The sequence below is a fragment of the Pseudorhodoplanes sp. genome (genome assembly GCF_035565795.1).
Classification (GTDB): domain Bacteria; phylum Pseudomonadota; class Alphaproteobacteria; order Rhizobiales; family Xanthobacteraceae; genus Pseudorhodoplanes.
In genome coordinates, this window is the sequence record NZ_DATMRV010000237.1 from 1 (window position 1) to 21,689 (window position 21,689).

Below are 21,689 nucleotides of genomic sequence, written 5' to 3' on the forward strand. Positions count from 1 at the left end.
GGCGCGCCATTCACTCCACCGTGCAAGATGAATTGCGGCACGCGGGCGCGCGGTTGCCGAGGTAACGTGCGGCTGCTCTGTCAGCGAAGTAGACGACGGCGCCTCGCGCGCGCTCGTCGTGGTCTCCCGCATGTTTCCTGACGAGTCCGAAGCCCGTCTGGTTATTGCTCGATGACGTCGGCACCCTCGGCGCGCGAACGTCTCCGGCGGCCATTCAGGCCGAAAAGAGCTGCGGGTAACGCAGCCTCGCGGTCTGTATCAGCAGCAACGTCTTCACGTCGTTGATCTCGCCCGCGTCGACAAGCCGGGCGAGTTCGGCAAGGCTTGTTTCGACGGTCAGCGTATCCTCGTGCTCATGCGGCAGGCCGCCCCGGCGGCCATCGGCAATGTCGTCTACGTAGGTTCCGAGGAAGAAATGCATCCGCTCGGTCGAAATGCCCGGCATGGTCCAGCCCGTGAACAGATATTCGATCGTGTCGAGCGCGAGCCCGGCTTCCTCCCGTGCTTCCCGGCGAGCACAATCCACCGGATCCTCTTCTTCGAGCGTGCCGGCAATTGCCTCGAGGGTGTCCTCCTCCTTGAGCGCGTAGAAGGGCGGAGCACGAAACTGGCGAACCAGCACGGCCGTTCGCCGTTTCAGGTTACAGGGCAGCACGCAGATCGCTGCTCCGTGATCCTCGATTTCGCGGGTCGCCGTCCTGCCGTCCGGCAATCTGATCGTCGCGACAAGGAATTTGGTCCAGCCTTCGTGCAGGAGGTCGGTGCGGACGATCGCGTGGGTGTGGGGCGGCATCTGACACCATCGTCATTTGCAGGGATGAATAGGCGCGACATTGGATGCCGTGATGTGCGCGCCAGGAGTGGGCAAGGTCAAGCGGGCCGCCTTCGACGGCAAACGCCGGGCCGTAATCGGCAGGCCTGCAGGCGCCTGATTTGTCGTTGTGCTGGGCCGGGACTGCCGCTAAATCCCTCGGATCGATCGCGTTGCGGCCTCGATGAATGACTTCAGCTCATTCGAGCGCAACACTTTCCGGGCGCCGGTAGCTCAGCTGGATAGAGCACCAGACTTCGAATCTGGGGGTCAGGGGTTCGAATCCCTTCCGGCGCGCCAACGACCAAGCCATTGATATTAAATAACTATTTACGTTTTTCGAAGTGCGGATTTCGCCCGATTTTGCGTGACTTTCGCGCCTTCGGATGAGGATCAATTATCAGCAGAGACGTTTTCTCGCGTTATCTCGCGCGAATTTCACGCAGATATCTCTCCGTGGCCATTCGGGGGTTGTCGCGGGTGTCGCGGCCTTTCCATCGCTATCGCTGAGATGTGGGACGATCGTTGCCGCACAGTCCCGTGTGCTTGATTACACAATCCTTTCGATGGCTCTCAGGATGCGGTGAATTTCGACGCGCGCGTAGAGATCGTCAGCCTGCGTCACCAATCGGGAGTGCATGACACAATGCCTGACTGGAATGATGCGGGTGAATGATTCTTTCACGGCTTCCTGCCGTGTGAAGATCGGCTTGAAAATGTCGTTCCAATTGTCGTTTCGGACAAGAATGGTGATGTAGTCGCCCCAATCGGCGTATTCGAGAAGCTCGCGCTGCGGCAGGCCCGCCCGGACTTCTTTCTCGCGGCTCTCTTTCCAAGCCTGAACTAAAGCGCCCGGAACACGGTGCTTGATCCAATTTGGCCCATATGTAGCGGTCATCATCGTGTTGAGCCACTTGCGAAACCTACGCTCAAAGCGTTGGAACTGGCGCGTAGCTCTTTCGCTACGCAGGACATCGGCATCTTCTTCGTCGTCAGACTCACCTTCAATTTCCAGGCCGAGTCCCGCAAGTGCCGTCGCCTCGTCGAAGGCGGGCGCGGTGAAGTCGGCAATTGAGAGGTCGAAGCCAAGCTCCTGATAGAAAGACGTGCGTGCCGACGGTTCGACGAAGATTGCGTCAGGGAGAGCCGTTACCGTGCGCCAATCGCCAATCGAGGTGCGAAGTGCTGCGCTGATTCCGTCCTCAAATGGATTGCTCACCCGCAGCGATTCGCCAATCGCATAAATCTCGGTGAAGGAGCGCACTGAAAGAAAAGCATGGTCAGGATGCATCCAAGGCGACTGCATGGCTTGCATCGATGTCGTCAAAGCGCCCGCCGAGAGCTCGATGCCGTAGCGATCCGCTGCTGACTGTACCGCGAGTGTTTCCTGCAAGAGCTTTGTCGTTTCGACTAGGCTAGGCAACCGGTAGAGGTCTTCGTAGCCCTGGCGTGCGGCGAGCGCCGCCGTGACCGCGGGCTGCAGGGAAAGAGCATCCAGTCCGAGCCGAGTAGCGTCATGCAACGGATTTGCGAGCAGCCGTGTCGCGTTGGCATGTGTAGTGAATCCCGTCAGCGCGGCGATATCAAGCCGCGGTGTGGCCATCTCTACAAATGTGAGCGCTCTTATTCGTTCTTCTTCCGCCCGAAGCCATTGAGACGTTGTTACATTGTAAGGATCGATAACGGAGTGCGGATGGACCGCGGACAGGCTCATTGAGTCGTCGAAACGAGTCATAGCCGCCATTGTTTCGCTAATGCTGCCGCGGCGCGCGTAATCATCGATCGCCCTAAGCGCGGTGGAATTTTGCCACAGCGCGTCTTGGTCGCGTTGATACTTCTCCATCATTTCGCGATGCCGCTTCATTAAAGACGGCTCAAACGGATCGTCTATTGTCACGGCTGCCAACTTTGGTTTTTTTTAAGAAAGGCGCCCCCTGCCACCTGCACGCAAAAGTCAGTGGTCGCTATTCGAAAGTATATAGGGCAATCCCCTAACGCCAGGGCGGACGCGTGCGAAGCCTCAGAAAATGGGAACGGCGGCGGGCGCGCGATCACGACGGCCCTTTATGGAAATGCGCTAGAGTCTCAGGTGAACTGGGTGCTTTCCAACCACTCCGCTTGTCGCGTTTTCAGGTTGCAGACAACGACCGAAATATCCATCCGACCGCAAGAGGTTCTGCTCGCGCCCAGGCGCGGACGCGGCGAGAGCGCGGTTCGAATGTTAGCTAGTGCGGATGAATGCCCATTCGGCGATCTCCTCGGGAAGTCCACAGGTCGACGGGTCTATGCCATTGGAGGGAAAAACCGTGTGTCCGCCAACTAGGTCATCCAATGCGGCTTCTACGGAATGGTAGGAGCCCAAATCCTCATCCCCATAAAAGGGATGAAATCGCCCGCTCCGTGGCACAATACGGAACGTCCCGCGCCGGGTCTCGAATTGCCAATATCCACGCATTTCGTGCTCCGCAACTACCGCGCTTTTCGCAGCTTCATTTTGCGAACGATGTCGCGTACTGCAGCGGCGTGCATCCGATGTACCCCACAATCCAAACAGACCTTGAAAAACTCCTCTGAAGCTTCGTGAGGCTCCATTCGATGTTCGTTCACAAGGTCCTTTGCCAGGTTCGAAAGGTCTTGGACGTCGCCGCCGCTGATGGTGAGTGGCGGATTACGAGGGACTTGAACCGGTCAAGCACATCAGGCGGCAGGTCCGCACCGAAAAGGAAGTAGCGTAGATACTTCAAAAAATGGGGATGCTGATAAATCTCAACGCCGACGGTGCCGTTTCTTTCGAACAGGTTTCGGTGCGCCCCCTTGATTCGGCCAGATCGGAATTGAGGATCGTCAAAATAGTCCAAGCGCTGCTTTGGGATCGCGTTTCGCTTCTGCAGAAGGTCCATTAATAGCGGGATCAGCTTTGCCTTCAAGGAATATACCTCGAAACCGTCGGTGTCGGTAACAAGATCGAGCGTGATCCGATCGAGAATGGCCTCTTCCCGGGCGGTAAGATCAATTGCGCCGACATAGCTGGTGGGCTCGCGCATCTCTTCACCTTGATCGGAATGGTGGTCCACACCTTGGCGCGTCTAGCAACGTGCCAAACGCCTCGAAAACCAGGTTCGGGTTGACCGGGTGCGCAATCCGCTTGGCTCCGGTCGTTAGCGTTGAATTTGGCGCGATCAAATATAGCTCAACATAGCGGCTGCAACGTTGGCAAAACGCTTTCCGATGACACGGGATGCCGCGCCAGCGGCCCACGCGATGGCCGCGGCTTTCCAGTTCATACGTTAGCCCACGCCTGATGCCCAAATCCAATTCCATGCGGCTCTCCCGACGCTTGAATCGATCCCGCAAATCAGTGAGTCTTAGTCGAGCCCGGCCTGTTCGTTCCGTCGACACGCTATTGCGAGGCAATTTCGATGCGCGCCCGCAAGATCATCTCGATGCGGATTTTGCGGATTGCGACATGGCGTTGACACCTGCCATTTGGATACCGGTGCAATCGATTTCCCTTAAAGACAACCCGCTATGCAAGCCTGCGAACGGCTGGTTCCGTAAGCGTGCGGTCCGGTACCAGAACGGCTACGCGCTCACCATTACGATGAAAACGCGCAACGTAGCGCTGGCTATTTACACACCGATCGAGACGGCAATCACACCGATCCCTGTTGCGACGCCAATCCAACGCTGGTCAACGCGGAGAAAGCAAGCTTCCATGATTACAGATGATAAGCTGTTTGGCGCCGCGTGTCATAGCTACATATAGATGGTTGGCATTCATTTTTTCGGTTTCGAGCATGACACAGGTTTCGGCCTCTAAGCCTTTCAGTAGCAAGGTGCTGCCGACCGTACGTTTGGCCAACGGCCTCCCAATTAGACGAGACTGCTCACGGACAGTGATTGCCGCTTCTGAAGGCAAGACTCCCGATTGGCCGCATATTTTCAAGACGTTGTATGCGCCACGTAGGATCGCTGGACGGTGAGACCGGACCCCGCCTTCCTCATTGATAGCAGCCAATACGTCGCCGGCAGCAGCATAAGTCCGCTCGGATTCGAACCTTAATGCCGCTGCTTCAGCGTTAGAGGCGGCGCGTCTGGCACGTCCAGCACGTAGCGACGCCAGACGCGTAATCATGTCATTAGCGCCCACGTTCACCATGACGGAGCCCGCAAATGTAACGAGGTGTTCAACCGCGTTTGCCGATCGCACATCGAAGCCGTTTGCAAAGGCGGTAAGATCAGTTAGATCAACATTCTCTACCGTCACCGCGCCGGGAATTTGAGAAGCGTAGGCTTGCTGTGCGGAAGGCTTCGTAGAATCCGCGATGATCAGAACCTTTTCATCGCCGGGGGCATTGCATCTGGCTGCCGCGAGCCGCGCGGGGTGGTCGGACGCATCGCCTGTAAGAGGTACCCATCTAACATTCGCGGGAATGGAACCAGCCAAGTCAATACTACCTCCAGCTTCAAGAAGACGCCGCATGTCGAGAAGCCAACGCCCGAATGCTTCCTCGCCAACTCTTACCCATCTGTGAGGAATGTTAAGCTGTCCGACGACGGGGAAATGTTGGCAGACTTCCGTCGTCCAGTTCGGCAATGGATCACCGAAGCCGAAAATTGCTTGCATGGGATCACCGAGCAGAACGGTCCTAAGCGCGCTCCCCGCATGAAATACGATACCGTGCTGGCGCTGTGAGCAGTCTTGGTATTCATCGACAATTAAGCGATCGTAAGTTGCATTCAGTACATCATCGACATGGCGACCGCCTAACAAGCGCCATGCCGCCTCACGGATGAGAGGATAATCCCGCTTGCGGTCATGAAGCAGCAGCGCAGTTGGGTCGATCTCTGATCGTTTGGGAAACGTTTTGACAAGACGAATGGCCCAGCCATCGATCGTATAGAGGCGGTAACGCGATGCTGGCACGCTTTCGCGATCAAGCCGAGCACGCAAGGCCGCCACACCCGCATTCGTATGAGTGAGCACGAGAACAGGCTTTGGCCCGTCGTGTCGAATGAGAGCGTCGACAATGAGATGAGTTTTGCCGCAGCCTGCCGGTGCGGTTATCGTACCACGATTGATTGCCAGAAGATCGATCTCAACCGGCACTGCGAAGCCATTTCCAAATCAAGCTAATGTTGGCTAGGAAGTCGGGATCACTTTGGGTGAGATACGGCGCAACAACATCGCGCCCGACCTCTTCAGCTCTTGACACGGTTTTGAACCAAGGATTCTGCTTCGTTTTCGCCGCGAGCGCCATCACTGATCGATTTTGCGGTGTCACGGAGGCCTTACACGCCGCAAGATTGAGCGTATTGCCGCTCAAAGACGTTAGCTGGCCATCAATCAGTTCTGCGCCCAAAAAGTTTTCTGCTTTCGCCAGTAGGCTGAGTACGGCCGGATCGGGAAGGCTCTGAAACAATTCATCTTCCAACGCGCGCCCGGTGCGCCATTTGAACAGCGTGCCACCACCGGCTTGGAAATTAGTTTCCGACGTAGCATCGGGCTGCTCGTCGTCGTCGCGGAGAACGGCTACGCGATAGCGCAGCTCGCGGAACGGGTCGGCGCGAGTGTAGAGCCTTGATACTCCGTTAGCATCAACCAAGCTCACGCCGCTGGCATGCAGAGACACTTCGCCATGTGCTGTCAAGTAAATGTCAAGCCCGCGGATCAGGCCGACCTCGGTCGCGCCCTCGCACACCAGAACAGAAGGCGCGAGGAACGCTTCCGGGAAACTGCGTATCGTACCTTGAATGTCATGTCGTGTGCCGACCACGGTGGCAACGTGGCTTCCCTCAGCTTTTCTCACCACAATGATCTGATCGCCAGACAGCTCGCGAATCGCGACAGGCGAATGTGTTGTAATGAACCCCTGCAAAGGTGGTTGTTGTTCTTTCGCGCCTAGTGATCCCAGCAGACGTAAAATCCGATGTGGCTCAAGTCCATGCTCGAGTTCATCGATCAAAATGACCGATGCGTTCGCTGCCGCTTTGCGCTGCAAACCCGACAAAAGAAGGCGCGTTGAGCCGATACCAAGCGCCCTGAGAGGAACGCCATTCTGTCCGTGCAAAGCGATGGTTCCGCCGGAGAAGGAAACCGAGTGGGCATCCAACATGGCTTTGAGTGGCCCATCGGTGTTTATACCCAATTCGCTCGCTGTCTGGGTAACGATTGCTAGTGTCGTTCCTAGCTGCGCATCTGCAGCATCGCCGAAAGCAAGTCGCGCATCGCGTGCTGCTTTGGCAAGTGCCGCAGATGTGTCGGCGCGCTCCTCGGAGAGCTTGTTTAGTACCGAACCTCTGCGCCATGCGAGATTGTGGTCAGCGAGAGCGCCAATGCGGTTAGGAGAGATGCGAGCACGGTCCGCCCACGTAAGATATCGTTTTAGCTCGCGCAAATCTTCGCGGCTCGACACGAGACTCCAGATGGGATCGAGGTCAGAACCAACCGTGACATTCACGGTGAGGACCGTTTCATATCCGGCGTGAGGCTCGTCTGCAATCGCGCCGGTAACGGGGTTAAAGCTGCGCAGATATGGAGCGTAGGTCTCGATGCTCTTCAACGCATCGTCCAGCTCGCCCAATGTAATCGAGATCGAAATGGCTTTCTCAACGTCAAGGCCGTGAAAGTCGGCATCGGTCAGTGCGGTATTTCGCCGTGCGCCGAGACACAGATCAATTGCATCGAGAATTGATGACTTGCCGGAATCGCCGGGACCTATCAGGCAATTAAGACCTTGTCCAGGATACCAGTTCAGCTGCTGAATGCAGCGAAAGTTTTCGATGGTGATCTGACGAATGCGGGCCAAAATATCTCTCCGACTGTACTATACGCGAAAACCAAATTTCAGGCGATGGCAGCCGGGAGAGCAAAATCTCACAGCGCGTCATTCAACGGCAAGATGGTTACCGTGGTGGCTCTGGGGAGCGTAGAAGCTCCCCCAATGGCGTTGGATTGGCCATGACGGTCCTCCTTGGTGCAGTGCCGGTGGAGCGGCAAACTCCAAGTCTGGCGAGCGGGATCCGAGGGGCGGCGGCTAGGCTATTAGTCGATGGATGCGGGGAGAGTGGATTCACCGACAGACGCCGGCTACGCCTGCGTTTATAACGGCCCGGCCGCTGACGTGCCCTACATGATCCGGCTTGGGATAGATCGCCCGATTTGGCGGATGTTCGCGCGCTACCGACGCATCCGGTGCGACTACAAGGCGGCTTCGATGCAACATCATGGGGGCGAATCGGGGGCTTCCGTTCCCGGCCTTTCCGAAAACGTCCGTCACAGCTTAGAATTGTAGAAACCTCGGATTCGCTCGGTGCCGACGCAAACCATGCACATCCAGCAAGAGACTTTAGACGACGCCCTTTGCCACGGATATCCAACGCTGTTTCTTGACCGTTACTGTTGGGCTCATTCGATTGTGGCGATTAACGCGCGGGGGGTCATTCAACGTCTGCCGTGCTGGCGTTTCGAGGCTTGGAGTAATTCGGCGACGCAAGGCTCGCTCGTAAAAGAGCTTAAATTACCGCCCCTCCGCGAAAGCCCAGCAGCGCGCGTTGTGCCCCCCAATCGGCGGGTAACTTCGCCGTAAGTCGCATCAATCGCTTGGTACTGAGCTGCGGTGGTTGCCGGCCGTTGACGATCGCGGTGACGATGTCCGGGGCGAGCCAGCGCAAGCGAAGGACGACATAAAGGTAGTTCGATGTAATCTGCTCCTGGCGGGCGATTTCGCGAACCGTAAGAGATGGTTCATCGCAAAGCCGCCGCTGAACGTCATAGGCGCGGGCGAGGACTCGTAGAAGCCCCATGTCGGGCTCCCTATTGTCATCCGTATCTTCGACCAACAGTTTCATTTGCTCGCCGACACGAGCCAATTGGGTGGGGGTCGTCAACGTCAGGACGGGGTCGGAGGCACCGATCGCATGGTCATGTGGTGGTTCCATGTGATTTGAGTCGAGCAGTGCAGCCAGTCGAGCTTGCGAGATATCGATGTTGATGCTCGTGGCTCCGACTTCCACCCGGGGAACCAGTGACTGGACAAATGGTCGATGTTTCTCCGGCGTTTCACCGAGCTCCTTTGCGAGTTGACGCGCTCGCTCGATCAAATGTCGATATCCGATCCGGCTGCGGTCCCTCTCGTCGATGGCATCGAGCAGTTCTCCGCGGTTGGATAGGAATTTCCGAATCCGCTCGATAACAACGTTCTCGAGGTCACCGGCTGGGATACGTCGCCGGGTCGAATGAGCGTTTCTGCCGCCTTTCACGAGCGAGGTGGACACATAATACCGGTATCGCGTGTCCTTCTTGATCGACCAGGTTGGCGTGAGGCGTTCTCCGGCCTCGTCGAACAGCAGGCCGGTTAGCAGACTCGGGGCCTTCGTATTGGCGCCGGTCGTCCGTTCGATGCGGTTCTCGGCGAGCACGGCCTGAACGGCGTCCCAGAGCGGCTTGTCTATGATCGCCGCATGTTCGCCTGGATAGGCATTGCTCTTGTGCTTGGCCTCGCCGCGGTAAGTCCGGTTCTGAAGCAGAAGATAAAGTGCCCCCTGCGAAAAGCTCTGGTTGCCATGTACGGTGCCGTCGCGCCGGACGCGACGCTTGCTCCTGATGCCGGCAGCGTCGAGTTTAGCTTGAAGCGCATTGACCGATTTGGCCCGGAGGTAGCGCCGGTAAATATCCACGACTGTCCGCGCCTCGGCTTTATTCACCACAAGCTTGCGGTCTTTGACGTCGTAGCCGAGCGGGACGATACCTCCCATCCAGATGCCCTTCTTCCTTGAGGCGGCGACCTTGTCGCGAACCCGCTCTCCGATCAGTTCGCGCTCGAACTGGGCGAAGGATAAGAGGATGATTAATGTCAGCCGCCCCATACTGGTGGTGGTATTGAATTGTTGGGTGATGGAGACGAACGAGACTCCACGGCGGTCGAACACCTCTACCAGTTTGGCGAAATCCGACAGCGCCCGGGTCAGTCGGTCGACTTTATAGACCACGATCACGTCGATCCGCCCGGCTTCGATGTCGGCCAGCAGACGTTGAAGGGCAGGGCGCTCCAGCGAACCACCGGAATATCCACCGTCATCGTAGGTCGTCGGAAGCAGCGTCCAGCCCTCGTGCCTTTGCGACTGGATGAAGGCGGCACAGGCTTCGCGTTGGGCGTCTAGGGAGTTGAAGTCCTGTTCCAAGCCCTCTTCGGTGGATTTGCGGGTGTAGATGGCGCAGCGGGATCTTTTAGTGGCTCGACGCAGAGACTTGCTGACATCAGTCATTACCGCCTCCGCGTGCCTGTTCCTTGCTCTTCGCTTGGAGACCGAAGAAGCGCGGCCCGGACCAATGGGCTCCGGTGATCTTTCTGGCGATTTGGGTCAGGGACGGATAGCTGGTCCCGCCATATTCGAACCCATCCTCGGTTATGGTTACCGTGTGGGTGCGGCCGTGCCATTTGCGGATCAGGCGCGCACCCGGCTTCAGAGCGAGATTTGCCGAAGGTCCAACCCGCCCTGTGGTCCGTAGGGTCTTCGCCAGCGTCTGCAGCTTGCGTAGCGTCGTCTTGCCGAGTCCACCGTGCTCAAGTTCCTGTCGCCGGTATGCGATCCCCATCACCAGCAAGTCGCGACTGATCTTAGGTGGCTCACTCTTATATAGATGCCGCCATTCGCGACGCAGGTCGTCCAGGCTCTCGCGAGCCTGAACGATCTGCGATGGTTGCGAGGCCGGCGTCGCCGAAATGACGGGTCGCCGAGCCATGATTATGCCGCTCGGCGGTTGGGTTTCACGGCCTTGGACTTTGAGCTGTCCGGCTTGCCGGAAACAATCCGGTACATCCGGTCGCCCTCATTGGGCTTTTGCGATTCCAGCTTCAAACCAAGCTTCTTGCGCACGATCCCGGCGAAGAAGCCGCGCACGGAATGCTGCTGCCAGCCGGTCGCCTTCATGATCGCTGCAATAGTTGCGCCCTGCGGTTGGCGCAACATCTCTATAACATCAGACTGCTTGGAATTGGCATGCTGCTTGGCCGGAGCGGCTTCACTGGGGGCGGCGGTCTTGCCTGGCTTCTTCGGGGTCGCTGCCGGCTTCGCCTTGCTGGTAGATTTGTTCTTGGACATCTCGTGCTCCTTTTAATGGTGCGACGGCGCGCGCCGTCACCACCAAAGCCCCGCGAAGGCCGAATGGCACTGGCGGGGTGCGGAGGAATTCGTGCCGGAGGGTGCTAGGTCTTGCTGATCCTGTTGATCATGTTGGCAGCATTGAGAAACGTATTCACCTCATAGATCAGACGCTCGACGTCGAGCGCGATTTCGATGGCGTTTTCGACGTTGCCGGCTTCGGCACAAGTTTCGGCTGCTTTCACGATGCCCGCAGCACTATCCAGCCGCTTGCGCATCTTGCTCAAGTGCATTTGAGATTGCCTCGACCGATTGCGCATTCATGGAGAGCTCCCTTCGCTACCACACACGCTCTGTCCCGACGGGAAGTCGAGCGAATAGTGAGCAATCTTGTGGCTCGTGCGCCGGATTATCGGCAAGGAACGAACGGTGAAAGTCCGTCACAGTGAAGGAGTAGCGACCCGCATTGGCCCCGAGCCGTGCATCGTCGCCCGTGAGGGCGGGGGTGAAGCGTCGGCAGGGGAGCGTATAGGCCAGCCATTGAGCCGCGAAAGAAGATTTGTCCCGGGTGCCGACGTTGTGAGTCAAACGGAAGGCAGAACGGACGGTAGCGTTAGCGCGAGCAACCGGACGACCCGGCGTGGTCTGAGACCCTGGCATGTGCGTAAGTTCTTTGCGCGAGAAACGGGAGGTCTCACGTTCGGCCACCGGCGAAAGTCGATGGTCCGCATCGGGAAGGCGAGGAGCCGTAGCCGATGATGCACGGACGCGAGAAGTCAGACCTCGCCATAGTAGTGATGACGCCAACGAACAAGGCTGGGCAACCGGCTGCGGAGTTGGTCGAGCGAAGGGCGGGGACCAAGGGAAACGTGAGCCAGCAAAGCACGCGCCGGGCGCAGGACCGGGTAAGCGTGTCACAGGCGCTGGCGCGCGTACGGAAGGCTGCAAGGCAAAAGAAGAAGGAAAGGTTCACCGCGCTCTTCCACCATCTCGATCCGGCCATGTTCCGAACTGCGTTCTTCGCGCTCAAGCGTGATGCCGCACCCGGTGTGGATGGGTTGACGTGGCAGGACTACGAGGCAGACCTCGATCGCAGGATCGAGGACCTGCATGCGCGAGTCCACGAGGGAGGGTATCGAGCGTTGCCATCCCGGCGTCGGTACATCCCGAAATCGGATGGTAAGCAACGCCCGCTCGCGGTCGCGGCACTCGAAGACAAGATCGTCCAGAGGGCAACGGCCACCGTGCTGAACGCGATCTACGAGGAAGACTTCCTCGGATTCTCGTATGGATTCCGACCCAAGCGCAGCCCGCATGATGCGCTGGATGCATTGGTCGTCGGAATCAGCAGCACGAAGGTGAACTACATACTGGACGCCGACATTCGATCGTTCTTCGACGACGTCAGCCACGAGTGGTTGATCAAGTTCCTGAACCACCGGATCGGCGACCCGCGCATCATCCGCCTGATCCAGAAATGGCTCAAGGCGGGCGTCCTTGAAGATGGAGTGGTTACGGCCGGTGAAAGGGGAACGGGACAGGGCTCGGTGGCCTCGCCACTGCTCGCGAACGTTTACCTTCACTATGTCTTTGACCTCTGGGCTGCGCGTTGGAGACGGCGCGAGGCCGCAGGCGACATCGTGCGCTACGCGGACGATATCGTGATCGGCTTCCAGCACGAAGCTGATGCCCGGCGCTTCTGGGATGCAATGCGTGAACGGTTGCGGGAGTTCGCGTTGTCGCTGCATCCGGACAAGACCCGCCTGATCGCGTTCGGCCGCTTTGCGGCTGCCCAGCGCGCGAGGAGCGGGATCGGAAAACCGGAAACCTTCAACTTCCTCGGGTTCACCTTCATCTGCGGCAAAAGCCGTCAGGGGAAATTCCTGGTTCAGAGGAAGACCCGGCGCGACCGCATGAAAGCGAAGCTCAAGGAAATCAAGGAGGAACTGCGATGGCGAATGCATGAGCCTATCCCTGAACAAGGGAAATGGCTGACGCGAGTTGTCAGCGGCTTCTTCAACTATCACGCCGTGCCAACCAACGGCAGGGCAATAGTTGCGTTCCATCACCATGTCACCGATCTCTGGCGTCGGTCGCTACGGCGCCGCAGTCAGAAAGATTGCACGACTTGGGAACGGGCGACGAAGCGCGCTGCTGACCTCCTCCCGAAACCGCGTATCCTTCATCCATGGCCGGGCGATCGCTTCGCCGTCAACACCCGAGGTAAGAGCCGTATGCAGTAGTCCTGCACGTACGGATCTGTGCGGGGGGCGCCCGGCAACGGGCGTCCCTACCGCGATATTTCAGGGAAGGCGGATCATTTTTGGCTTGCGAGTGGCACGGGCTGGGCCCGTGCGCGCCGACGGCCCGCGAACCCGTTCGCCTATCACTTCACGCTCGAATTGAGCGAATGATAGCAGCAGGATGTTGAGACGGGAGTTAGTGGCGACACAGTGTCGAAGTCGCGAGCAAAAAGTCGCCGATCAATCAAGCGCCGAACGAGCAGTCGGCGCTAAACTTAGCGACACCGTGAACAGATTGCGGTCTTCGCGGTCCTCGTCGACGCTAAAGCCCAGCTCGCGGCACATGGTCAGCATGGTGGTGTTGTCGCGCAGTACCTGCCCAGTGATGCCGCGAAGACCCTCCTTGCGCGCATAGTCGATGATCAGTTCCATCAGCATCCAGCCGAGTCCGATGCCCTTGCGATCGGAGCGCAGCAGAACGGCATATTCGCCGTTGCGATAATCCGGATCGGCATGCAGCCGTACCACCCCCAATAGCGCGCCCGTTTTCTCGTCGAGCGCCAGCAATGCGATCGAGCGTCCGTAGTCGATCTGCGTCAGTCGCGCGATGAAGGCATGGCCGATATCCTTGACCAGACCGAAGAAGCGAAGCCGCATGTCGTCGGGGCTGACATGGCGGAAGAATTCTTCGTACAGTCTTTCATCTTCGGGACGAACCGGACGCACCGCCACCTGTTGTCCGTCCCGCAGCGTCAGCGTGCGTTCCCATTCCTTCGGATAGGGCCGGATCGCGAAATGCGCATGATGCGGCCGTCCAGGCGAGAGCGGCGTCGGATCGATGGAAATCCGTGCGTCCAGGGCAAGCACGCCCGCGTCGTCAGCAAGCAGCGGATTGATGTCGATCTCCAGAATCTCGGGGATATCGGCCGCGAGCTGGGACAGCCGAACCAGCACAAACGCCACCAGATCGCGGCGCGCCGCAGGCACGTTGCGATAGCCATCGATCAGACGGGATATGCGGGTTCGCGCGATCAGATCGAGTGCGCGCTGCTGGTCGAGCGGAGGCAGCGCAATGGCCTTATCCTTCACAATCTCGACCGAGACGCCGCCGTGACCGAACACGATCACCGATCCGAACACAGAATCGCGGGCGAGTCCCGTGATCAGTTCGCGCGCACGCGGCCGCGTAATCATCGGCTGCACGATCACGCCGTCGATGCGGGCCTTCGGTCTCAACCGACGCGCATTGGCAATCACGGTCTCGGCCGACGTTCGCACATCGGCGTCGCTGGTGAGGCTGAGCCGCACACCGTCGACGTCTGACTTGTGCTGGATATCGCGGGACAGGATTTTCACGGCCACCGGATGGCCTTGCGCCATGAATTCACGGGCAGCTTCGGCGGCCGCTCCGGCGTCCGCGGCCTTGCGCAGCTGAACCGATGGGATGCCGTAGGCCTGCAGTACCGCATCGGTTTCGAAGGGATCGAGCCAATTGCGGCCATCGTTGCACGCAGCCTCGACGATTGCGCGCACGGCCTTTTCGTCACCCTTGAAATCGTCAGGCGCCGCAGCCGGACGCGCCATGAGAGACTGCAGCAATTCGTGACGCCGCGCGAGATGCGCAAAACCGCCGATCGCCTCGATTTCCGTCTGGTAATGCGGAACCCGCGCGGCACGGAACACCGTTTCCACCTCGGCCGCCGCGCCGATCCACGACGTCAGCACCGGCTTCGGACTCAACCGATGCGACCGTTCCGCGACGACGACATCGCGGACCGCCTTCGCCGTATCGAGCGATGACGCAAGCGCTGTCTGGACATTCAGCACAAGAATGGCGTCATTCCCTGGATCCTCGATCAGCGCTTCGAGCGCGGCCGTAAAACGTGCGGCATCGGCATCTCCGATGATGTCCACCGGATTTGCATGCGACCAAAGCGGGGGCATCGCGGCGTTGAGCCGCGCCGTCGTTTCGGCCGACAGTTCCGCCGGCCGATACCCCTGATCGACCAGGCTGTCGACCGCCAACACGCCGAAGCCGCCGCCATTCGTCAGAATCGCAAGCCGGCTGCCCGCAACGTCGCGGCAAAACGCAAGCGTCTGGGCGGCTGCGAACAATTCGCTCATGTCGTTCACCCGCAAAAGACCGGCCCTGCGGAATGCAGCATCGTAGACGGCGTCCGATCCGGCCAGCGCACCGGTATGAGTGGCAGCCGCGCGTTTACCTTCGTCATGACGGCCGGACTTGACGACCACGACCGGCTTCACCCGCGCCGCAGCACGGGCAGCCGACATGAACTTCCGGCTGTCCTTCACGGACTCCACGTAGAGCAGGATCGCGTGCGTGCGCCGATCCAGCGCGAAGAAATCGAGGAGGTCGCCGACATCGACATCGATCTGGTCACCAACTGAAACGATTGCGGAGAATCCGATCTCGTGGCGCATGCCCCATTCCGCCATCGCCGCGGCGACAGCGCCCGATTGGGAGATCACGGCAAGCGAACCCGATTCCGGAGTCACCGCTGCGAAACTCGCGTTCAGCGCGGCATGCGGTGCGATTACGCCAAGACAATTCGGGCCAACGATCCGCAAGCCGCTGGCGCGCGCCGGTGCGTGCATGCGCTCCGCGAGCGAGCCTTGACCGTGTCCCAGCCCCGAACTGATCACGATGGCCGCGCCAACGCCGCGCTTCGCTGCCGCGTCGATGATGGCAGGTACGGTCGGTGCGGGCGTCGCAACGACGATGAGGTCCGGTACGGCATCGAGTTGATCGACGGAGGCAACGCAGCGCCGACCGCCGATCTCCTCGTACTTCGGATTCACCGGATCGATGCAACTGCGAAAGCCCGCGGCGATCGCATTCGCGTAAACGGCGCCGCCAAGCGAGGTCCGGTTCGGACTCGCTCCGACGATCGCGATCGATTGCGGCGTGAAAAGTCGGTTCAACCCATAGATAGACATGCGGCTTTCAACCTCCGGCGAAGTTTGGCGGGACGTGGAATCGAGCCTCGCTAAGTCGCCAGGCGCGGGCGGCTGCAACACGTACGGATGGATTCGAACCGGCTTCTCGTATGGTGTGGAAATTCGCGTCCACCGCCGCAGACGGCCAGGTTCCGGTGATAATCATGTTACGCCGGTCGCCGATTGGAGTGTGCAGCCGACATCGAAAACTGCGATGGATGGGCTCAAGGCAATAGCGAGCATCAACGGCTCATGCCGAGGTAGAAAGAATAATCTTTGTATCGCACCACTGTCACGAAAATATCTCCGACACGATCAGCCCGACCGCAAGCGCTGCAGCGGCCGGTGGTACCCACCGCGGCACCGTGAAGACGCCTTCGCCCGCCGGCAGCCTCCGCTGAATCCGCCAGAGCGCTATATCGACGACAGCAAAGATACCCAGTGTCAGAGCGTTGGCCAATGCCAGTAACCGCTCGAAGGGAACCAGCAGCGCGGTGGCCAGCACGATTGCGCCGGCGAGGGCGGTGGCCTCGATCGGCGTGCGGGTGCGTGAATGGACGCGGCCGAGTATGGCGGGAAGCTGCCGCCGGCGGGCCATGCCGTAGAACAGCCGTGCCAGCATCATGATCTCTACCAGAACGCCATTGGCGATCGCCAAGGCGCCCACGGCGGCGAACAGCGTCGCGTACCGGTCCTGAAAAAGGTCAATCAGCGGGCTTTGGCCGCCAGTGCGAGCGAATACCAGAGATCCTGCCACCACGACGTACAGCAACGTGCTGACCAGGACCGCCGCCACTATGCTGTAGGGCAACGTGCGGCGCGGGTCCTTTGCCTCTTCAGCCATATTGGCCAGGCTTTCAAAGCCAATGAAGGCGAAGAACGCAATGAAGGCACCAGCCACAACGTTCTGCCATGCAATGAAAGTCGTCGGCCACATGCCCTCAATGTTAAAGTCAGGTGCGGTGAGGAAGCCCACCGCAGCCGCGACGAGGAGGCCCAGGATCTCGATCGTCCCGATGATCGCCGCGAACCCGACGCTCTCCCGTACCCCTGCCATTGCGAGCAGCGTGAACGTCACGACCAGCAGCGTGATCATTGCCCATGGGGATAGTCCAATGAGCAGAGAGAGATAGTGGACTGCCCCGCTTGCGATCGAAGCTGCGGCGATCGCAACAGCAAGTGTCAAGGCAATGCCGGTCACCTGTGCCGCGCGGTCAGAGCCGAACCCCTGAGTTACGTAGGCGACGGCGCCGGAAGCTTCTGGAAACCGGCTGGCCAACTCCGCGTAGCACAGGCCCGTCATGGCCGCTGCGGTACCCGCGAGTAGGAACGACAGTGGTGCCGCCGCACCGGCCCGGCCAATCACCGAAGCGATTGCTACGTAGATTCCCGCCCCTACGATGATAGCGAGCCCATAAAAGAGAAGCGGCCCGATAGTGAGCGAGCGCCGTAGCGCTACCTTCGGCTGGGTCGATCTACGTTCGATTTTCATCGCAACGTCCCAATCTGCAAAAACGTCACTGTTAAACTGCCGAACCAATTATAAAGTATTGAGCGGGTCGAACTAACCTTGATGTATTGTTACGCCCCAAGACGGGCGCGTGCTTGATCAACCTTGTTGCTGACGATGCCGCGTTGCGGATCGTGCTGTTTATCAAATAGCCTCGTCTGTGCCGGCCGCAGACACTTGAGCGCGTTGTTCGCGCGAGATGCGATTGACCCTGTAGAAGTGCCAGACCACGTGGAGTATTTTGGTCACGACTTCGCCGGTTAAGCCAGTCCTAAACTGCGAACCAGCATGTAGACCGAAACCGCGAAGATCAGCGCGGCGAAAACCGTATTCAAAGTGCCCTTGCTGCCGGCGAGCATCTTCGCCGACCATGCGCCGAGCAGGCCTCCCACAACTCCGCCAGCGATGAAAAGCGCAGCAACAGTCCAATCCACGAGACCGGAATAAGCATAGTTGGCGGCGGTGGTCAGGCCGAACGCTGTGACGGCTACGAGCGAGGATGCGACTGCGTTGAGGATTGGCATGCCAGTGGCCATGATCAGCGCCGGTACGATCAGAAAGCCGCCACCAATGCCGAAGAAGCCAGACAACGCGCCAGCCACGAGGCCAAAACCAACGAGCTTTGGGAGGTTCTCTCGCGAGAGGCTGACCAAGGGGTCTCCGACCGCTTTTCGGCCACGAAGCATGAGAACGCCAACGACCATCATGATCACTGCGAAGAAAGCGAGCAGCTTTTGGCCGTCGATTGCCTTGCCGACGCTAGAGCCAAGAAAAGCGCCGACGACGCCGGCTGCTGAGAGGACAAGGGCGCAGCGCCATTTCACATTTCCCTCGCGCGCGTGATTGGCGAGGCTGGCTGCGGCATTTGCCGCAACGGCGAGAGCGCTGGTCCCAATCGCTATATGCGGACTGGAAACGCCGACCAGATACACAAGAAGCGGCACTGCGAGGATCGATCCGCCGCCCCCGACGAGGCCGAGCGAAAATCCGACCAGCGAGCCAGACGCCAGGCTGAGGGCGACCTCCGTCAGGCTCAGCAGCATAGAAGGAGCTGCGCGTTCATGGCCGCACAGGCGAATTATTGTCTGCTTGGTTCCATGGCGCTCGCATCAGGAGGTGCGCCATTCCGCAGAATCCGGTCGCGCCAGCGGTGACGAGGCCGGCCCCAACGAACGCCGGGACGATGAAAAACCATGGGGACACCAGGAGACCGAGCATGGTGCCTACGAATGCGAGGCTGCCGGCGCCTATTTGGACTTGCCGCTGCAATTCGATCGGCTGCAGACGATCAGTAACGACCGGGAAGCCGGACCTACGCCAAGCGTTGAGCCCGCCCTCAAGTATGAAAGCTTCACGGGGTTCGATGAGCGTCCCGGCAAGACGAGGTGCATTTGCGTGAGTACGAGCGCCGCTCCTACAATAGAAGATGACCGTCTTACCCTGATGAACGGTCCCGTTCATCTCATCCAGCTTGGAAAGCGGCATGTGGTGCGCGCTCGGGATTTTTTCGCGGGCGTACTCATCCGCCTCGCGGACATCGATTAGCAGAGCGCCATCGTCCAGAAGACGTCTGGCCGCAGATGGTTTGATGGTAGAAATCGGCATTGCTGAACTCCTCTTCACCGCCCTTTGCGCGGCTTGCAAAACAGATCGTGAAGACTGGCAAACAGCTGCTCGATGCGTGGATCAGCGATGCGGTACCAGAGCGTCTGACTTTCACGCCGGAATGCCACGAGACCTTCCTCCCGCATCTTCGCAAGGTGCTGGGACAAAGCCGATTGTGACAGGCCGACAGCCTCGGCGAGTGCAGTGACGTTGCCCTCGCCCCATTCCACCAGCTTGCACAGGATCATCAGCCGGCGTTCGTTGGCGAGCGCACGGAGGATATCAGCCACCTCAGTCGCCTTTTTCTCAAGCGTCTCTGGATCGAAAGCTTCGCGGGCCACCTGGCTTCCTCAAATGCATTAGACATTGCTTATTTAGTAAACACTAATATATCTGTCAAGGAGACCCGTAGGACGCTTTCGAACGGAGGTTCAACTATGCCACGTCAGCCTATTATTCGGGCGCTTTTCGACGAACCGACGAACACGGTCAGCTATCTGGTCGCCGATCCCGCAACGAAAAGAGCTGCGGTCATCGATCCGGTGCTTGATTACGACCACAATTCTGGCGAGGTGGATACGCGCTCGGTTGAGATGATTCTGCGCGCGGCTAACGATGCCGGGTACACGATAGTGTGGACGCTGGAAACCCACGCGCATGCCGACCACCTGTCAGGTTCACCCTATCTGAAGGCGAAGACGGGCGCGAAGATAGGCATCGGGGAGCACATCAAGGAGGTCCAGCGCATTTTTCGGCCAGTCTTCAATGCAACGGATCTGAAGACCGACGGCAGCGACTTCGACCACCTGTTCAGTGATAGCGAGCGCTTTAACATCGGCGAGCTCGTTGCCGAGGTTATTTATACGCCCGGACACACTCCAGCTGACATTACGTACAAGATAGAGGATGCAGCGTTTGTGGGAGACACGCTGTTCATGCCCGATTATGGGACCGCGCGGGCCGACTTTCCCGGTGGAAATTCGCGCCAGCTCTATCGGTCAATCAAGCGATTAATGGGATTGCCGCCGCAGACGCGGCTGTTCATGTGCCATGACTACAAGGCGCCTGGTCGCGACAAATATGCTTGGGAAACTACGGTCGCCGACCAGCGCGCAAACAACGTGCACGTCAAGGAGGGCATTACCGAAGATGAGTTCGTTGCTATGCGCACCGCGCGCGATGCCAAACTTTCGGCTCCGCGTCTGCTGCTGCCCTCAATCCAAGTCAACATCCGCGCCGGAAAGTTCCCGCCAGCGAAGGCGAATGGAGTTCACTATCTAACCATTCCGGTCAAGTTTAAGAACCGGAAGCGCAAGAGTTAGGACGCGCCGCGCCTTCTGTTTCCCAACTCAACTGTAGCATTATTTTGGCAACCGTTTCATGCGCCGGTTCATGTTTCTGAGCAGAAGCGCAATTTGGAAAGCGCTGGTCGCTGGCCTGATTGGAATGATCGCTCATTGGCTTCTCATGCTTTTCAAGGCACAATCGGGAATCCTCCCCCATTTTGACCCGTATGCCAGCCTGCAACGCATGCTCACAGGGTTTGTGATCCAAGCCAACACTCCGGTTGTGCCTTGGATGATTTCCTTCCTGAACGGTTTTCTTGTCATAAGCCTGACGTTCAGGATCGTCTACCGGTGGCTGCCCGGCAACAACGGCGCAGTGAAGGGTTTCGTTTATGGCTTTGTCGGGTGGGCCATCATGGGATTGATCTTCTTTCCCGTTTTAGGCTTGGGGATATTCGCTCTGAACATGGGCGAGGGGATCGCTCCAGCTCTCTTTTCTTTCGCGATGGTTCAGACGTATAGCATTGTAATGGGCCTAGTTTATGGTGCCCTTAGGAAGCCAGCCAGCATGATGGCCGCCGTTGTGCCAGAGAGTTTTGAGCGTTTGTTCCAAACTGATCGATTTGCGGGCATGTATCCGGCCTTGTGTCGCCGATGTGTTGGGCCGGTTGTCGCCAAGCCAATAGACAAAGCGTGCGGCGGAACTTATCGGGCTTTCGGACTCGCCGGTCACATGCGTAGGCGGCTCGATCAGATGTCCGGCGGATAGCAGCCGTCAAGACTCACGAAGGCGCGAATTATTAGTTTTGGAGAGATCGAAGATAACGCACAAGTGCGACGGCTTCATGATCCCGGAGGACGAATACCGGCATCTCCGGATGGCTGGCAACGAGCCCTTGGCGAAGCTGCTCCTCTAGTCGCGCGAAGTCCATCCGATATTGTAGGTCGCGGAAAGCTGGCGCAACTGGGTGAGGGCTTCGCTGTGTTGCGCCAATGGCATGACAGGAACCGCAGAGGGCTTGTGCGAGATCCTCGCCTGAGACCAGAAGATCATCTTGGGCGCGCAGTTCTGCACCCATGATGCCACCGAAGAAGAACAAACCAAAAGCAAGTGCGAGATAGTGCATCATCTAACGTTCACTTGTTCGCATTGGCCGGGACAATCGGCGCCT

18 protein-coding genes and 1 tRNA gene are annotated in these 21,689 nt (G+C 58.8%); 4 read left to right on the top strand and 15 right to left on the bottom strand.

Translation table 11 applies throughout. The features are described 5' to 3' along the window. Window positions 1-214 precede the first annotated feature (214 nt). On the bottom strand, window positions 215-793 hold the full coding sequence (locus VNZ93_RS21025) for an NUDIX hydrolase (RefSeq protein ID WP_325709866.1): 579 nt from the start codon (window positions 791-793) through the stop codon (window positions 215-217). A gap of 241 nt (window positions 794-1,034) precedes the next feature. Between VNZ93_RS21025 and VNZ93_RS21030 the strand changes: the two genes are divergently transcribed. Next, window positions 1,035-1,111, top strand: a tRNA-Arg gene (locus tag VNZ93_RS21030). A 250-nt stretch (window positions 1,112-1,361) separates the two neighbouring features. On the opposite strand, the gene VNZ93_RS21035 is transcribed toward VNZ93_RS21030, so the two are convergent. The 8 genes from VNZ93_RS21035 to VNZ93_RS21070 form a co-directional block, all read right to left on the bottom strand. Then, a complete protein-coding gene (locus tag VNZ93_RS21035) occupies window positions 1,362-2,708 on the bottom strand; it encodes a Swt1 family HEPN domain-containing protein (protein ID WP_325709968.1) in 1,347 nt (448 codons plus the stop codon). Window positions 2,709-3,414: 706 nt separating this feature from the next. Next, entirely contained in the window at window positions 3,415-3,855 is a 441-nt protein-coding gene (locus VNZ93_RS21040) for a hypothetical protein (RefSeq protein ID WP_325709869.1), read from the bottom strand. 647 nt (window positions 3,856-4,502) lie between these two features. Next, the gene (locus VNZ93_RS21045; protein WP_325709872.1) at window positions 4,503-5,921 is read right to left on the bottom strand and encodes a UvrD-helicase domain-containing protein; all 1,419 of its coding nucleotides are present in this window, start codon (window positions 5,919-5,921) and stop codon (window positions 4,503-4,505) included. Continuing rightward, a complete protein-coding gene (locus VNZ93_RS21050) occupies window positions 5,911-7,620 on the bottom strand; it encodes an ATP-dependent nuclease (protein ID WP_325709874.1) in 1,710 nt (569 codons plus the stop codon). The genes VNZ93_RS21045 and VNZ93_RS21050 overlap by 11 nt, the downstream gene beginning before the upstream one ends. Before the next feature lie 706 nt (window positions 7,621-8,326). After that, window positions 8,327-10,078, bottom strand: a complete 1,752-nt coding sequence (locus VNZ93_RS21055; RefSeq protein ID WP_325709877.1) for a recombinase family protein — start codon at window positions 10,076-10,078, stop codon at window positions 8,327-8,329. Continuing rightward, a complete protein-coding gene (locus VNZ93_RS21060) occupies window positions 10,071-10,556 on the bottom strand; it encodes a DUF2924 domain-containing protein (protein WP_325709880.1) in 486 nt (161 codons plus the stop codon). The genes VNZ93_RS21055 and VNZ93_RS21060 overlap by 8 nt, the downstream gene beginning before the upstream one ends. 2 nt (window positions 10,557-10,558) lie before the next feature. After that, complete coding sequence (locus VNZ93_RS21065; RefSeq protein WP_325709888.1) at window positions 10,559-10,915, bottom strand: DUF3489 domain-containing protein; 357 nt, start codon at window positions 10,913-10,915, stop codon at window positions 10,559-10,561. Window positions 10,916-11,019: 104 nt separating this feature from the next. Continuing rightward, entirely contained in the window at window positions 11,020-11,208 is a 189-nt protein-coding gene (locus tag VNZ93_RS21070; protein WP_325709891.1) for a hypothetical protein, read from the bottom strand. Window positions 11,209-11,673: 465 nt separating this feature from the next. On the opposite strand from VNZ93_RS21070, the gene ltrA reads away from it, so the two are divergent. Further along, window positions 11,674-13,158, top strand: a complete 1,485-nt coding sequence (gene ltrA / locus VNZ93_RS21075; RefSeq protein WP_414710149.1) for a group II intron reverse transcriptase/maturase — start codon at window positions 11,674-11,676, stop codon at window positions 13,156-13,158. Between the two features lie 240 nt (window positions 13,159-13,398). On the opposite strand, the gene VNZ93_RS21080 is transcribed toward ltrA, so the two are convergent. The 5 genes from VNZ93_RS21080 to VNZ93_RS21100 form a co-directional block, all read right to left on the bottom strand. Then, window positions 13,399-16,116, bottom strand: coding sequence for a bifunctional acetate--CoA ligase family protein/GNAT family N-acetyltransferase (locus VNZ93_RS21080; protein WP_325709893.1), 2,718 nt, complete (start codon window positions 16,114-16,116; stop codon window positions 13,399-13,401). A gap of 292 nt (window positions 16,117-16,408) precedes the next feature. Further along, window positions 16,409-17,608, bottom strand: a complete 1,200-nt coding sequence (locus VNZ93_RS21085) for an APC family permease (RefSeq protein ID WP_325709896.1) — start codon at window positions 17,606-17,608, stop codon at window positions 16,409-16,411. Window positions 17,609-17,886: 278 nt separating this feature from the next. Beyond that, window positions 17,887-18,669 (bottom strand): sulfite exporter TauE/SafE family protein, encoded by a 783-nt coding sequence (locus tag VNZ93_RS21090; protein WP_325709899.1) that lies wholly within the window; start codon window positions 18,667-18,669, stop codon window positions 17,887-17,889. A 16-nt stretch (window positions 18,670-18,685) separates the two neighbouring features. Next, window positions 18,686-19,231: a rhodanese family protein gene (locus tag VNZ93_RS21095; protein WP_325709902.1), complete on the bottom strand. Its 546-nt coding sequence runs from the start codon at window positions 19,229-19,231 to the stop codon at window positions 18,686-18,688. Window positions 19,232-19,245: 14 nt separating this feature from the next. Then, entirely contained in the window at window positions 19,246-19,572 is a 327-nt protein-coding gene (locus tag VNZ93_RS21100) for a metalloregulator ArsR/SmtB family transcription factor (RefSeq protein ID WP_325709905.1), read from the bottom strand. Between the two features lie 96 nt (window positions 19,573-19,668). Here VNZ93_RS21100 and VNZ93_RS21105 point away from each other — a divergent pair, with 96 nt between their 5' ends. Then, window positions 19,669-20,553, top strand: coding sequence for an MBL fold metallo-hydrolase (locus VNZ93_RS21105; RefSeq protein WP_325709908.1), 885 nt, complete (start codon window positions 19,669-19,671; stop codon window positions 20,551-20,553). A gap of 58 nt (window positions 20,554-20,611) precedes the next feature. Next, entirely contained in the window at window positions 20,612-21,286 is a 675-nt protein-coding gene (locus tag VNZ93_RS21110) for a DUF6789 family protein (RefSeq protein ID WP_325709911.1), read from the top strand. A gap of 31 nt (window positions 21,287-21,317) precedes the next feature. Here the strand turns inward: VNZ93_RS21110 and VNZ93_RS21115 are convergent, their stop codons facing one another. Further along, window positions 21,318-21,647 (bottom strand): cytochrome c, encoded by a 330-nt coding sequence (locus VNZ93_RS21115; RefSeq protein WP_325709914.1) that lies wholly within the window; start codon window positions 21,645-21,647, stop codon window positions 21,318-21,320. Between the last annotated feature and the right edge of the window lie 42 nt (window positions 21,648-21,689).